Origin of the sequence: Thauera aminoaromatica S2 (assembly GCF_000310185.1) — a bacterium.
Taxonomy (GTDB): domain Bacteria; phylum Pseudomonadota; class Gammaproteobacteria; order Burkholderiales; family Rhodocyclaceae; genus Thauera; species Thauera aminoaromatica.
Genome location: NZ_AMXD01000265.1, coordinates 1 through 1,811, shown reverse-complemented (window position 1 = coordinate 1,811; position 1,811 = coordinate 1). Strand labels below are relative to the sequence as shown.

At 73.0% G+C, this 1,811-nt stretch carries 1 protein-coding gene; it reads left to right on the top strand.

Annotated features, from left to right (window positions below):
- Nucleotides 1-1,798 (top strand): putative bifunctional diguanylate cyclase/phosphodiesterase (locus tag C665_RS19435; RefSeq protein ID WP_004328935.1); only part of this gene is annotated, 1,798 nt, incomplete at its 5' end.
- Nucleotides 1,799-1,811 lie beyond the last annotated feature (13 nt).

The following is a 1,811-nucleotide window of genomic DNA, read 5'->3' as shown; positions in this document are numbered from 1 at the left end:
CGCCCCGGCGCTGGCGCGCGGCCTGGTCGAGGCGCGCGGGCGCCGGGCCCGCCGCCACGCTGAGGACGGCCTGCGTGCCCGCGAGGCCCACCTGCGCATCTGGGGCGAGGTCGTCGAGGGCCTGCACGAAGGCATCGTGGTGACCAACCTCGCCGGCGACATCCTCGACTGCAACCCGGCCTTCGAGCGCATCACCGGCCATGCGCGCGCCGAGGTGCTCGGGCTCAATCCGCGCGTGCTCAAATCCGGCCGCCACGACGCCGCCTTCTACGCCGGCATGTGGGACGCGCTGGTCACGCGCGGCTCGTGGGTCGGCGAGGTGTGGAACCGGCGCAAGAGCGGCGAGATCTACCCCGAGCGCCTGGCATTGCGTGCGGTGCGCGGCGCCGACGGCCTGCCCACGCACTACGTGGGCATGTTCAGCGACATCAGCCGCGAGAAGCAGGACCAGGCCCGGCTCGACTACCTGACCCACCACGATCCCCTCACCGGCTTCGCCAACCGTCAGCTCTTCATGGAGCGGCTGCAGCAGGCGGTGGAGCGCGCCGCCGCCGGCGAGGGCAAGGCCGCGGTGCTGCTGCTCGACCTCGACCGCTTCCGGCGGGTGAACGAGAGCCTCGGTCAGGACGCCGGCGACCGCCTGCTGCAAGTGATGGCCGAGCGCATCGCCGGCTGCCTGAAGCGGCGCAGCAGCCTCGCCCGCCTGGGCAGTGACGAGTTCCTCGTGCTGATCACCGAGTTCACCGATGCCGACGCGCTGGCCGCGCTCGCGCGACGCATCCTCGACGAGATCGCCCGCCCGGTGACGGTCAACGGCCAGCTCCTGCACATGAGCGCGAGCCTGGGCATCAGCGTCCATCCTCAGGACGGCGCCGACGCCGAGCACCTGCTGCAGGCGGCCGAGGCCGCGCGTGCGCAGATCCGCCACGGCCTGGGCAACCGCCTGCACTTCTTCACCGCCGGCATGGACACCCGGGCACGGCGCTGGATCGAGGTCGAGAGCGAGCTGCGCCATGCGCTCGCGCGCGGCGAGCTGCAGCTCTACTACCAGCCGATCGTGTGCGTGCGCGATGGCCGCGTACGCACCGTGGAGGCGCTGCTGCGCTGGAACAGCCCCGCGCTGGGCTGGGTGTCGCCGGCGGAGTTCATCCCGGTGGCCGAGGAGAGCGAGCTGATCGTCGCGATCGGCGACTGGGCGCTCGAGACCGCCTGCCGCCAGGTCCGCCATTGGCAGGACACCGGCCTGCCGGCGGTGCGCGTGGCGGTGAACGTCTCCGCGCACCAGCTCGCGGGCGGGCGCCTGCCCGAGCGCGTGCGCGAGGTGCTCGAGCGCACCGGCATCGACCCCGGCCAGCTCGAGCTCGAGCTCACCGAGAGCGCGATGATGAGCGACAGCGAGCACGGCGCGCGCCAGGTCGAGGCGATCAGCCGCATGGGGGTGAGCGTCGCGCTCGACGACTTCGGCACCGGCTACTCCTCGCTCGCCTACCTGAGCCGCTTCGCCCTCACCAAGCTGAAGATCGACCGCAGCTTCGTCGATGGCCTGAGCCGCGACCCGAAGAGCTCGATCATCGTGGATGCAACCCTGGGCCTGGCGCGCGGCCTGGGCCTGCGCGTGGTCGCCGAAGGCGTGGAAACGGAGGAGCAGCGCGCGCTGCTCGCCGCCGCCGGCTGCGACGCGCTGCAAGGCTATCTGTTCAGCCCGCCGGTGGCGCCCGCGGCCCTCGGCGCGCTGATCGACCGCTTCGCGCCCGCCGAGCGCTACGCAAAGCCGCGCGTGGTCGCGATCGGCGCCTGAGCGCGGCGCGCCC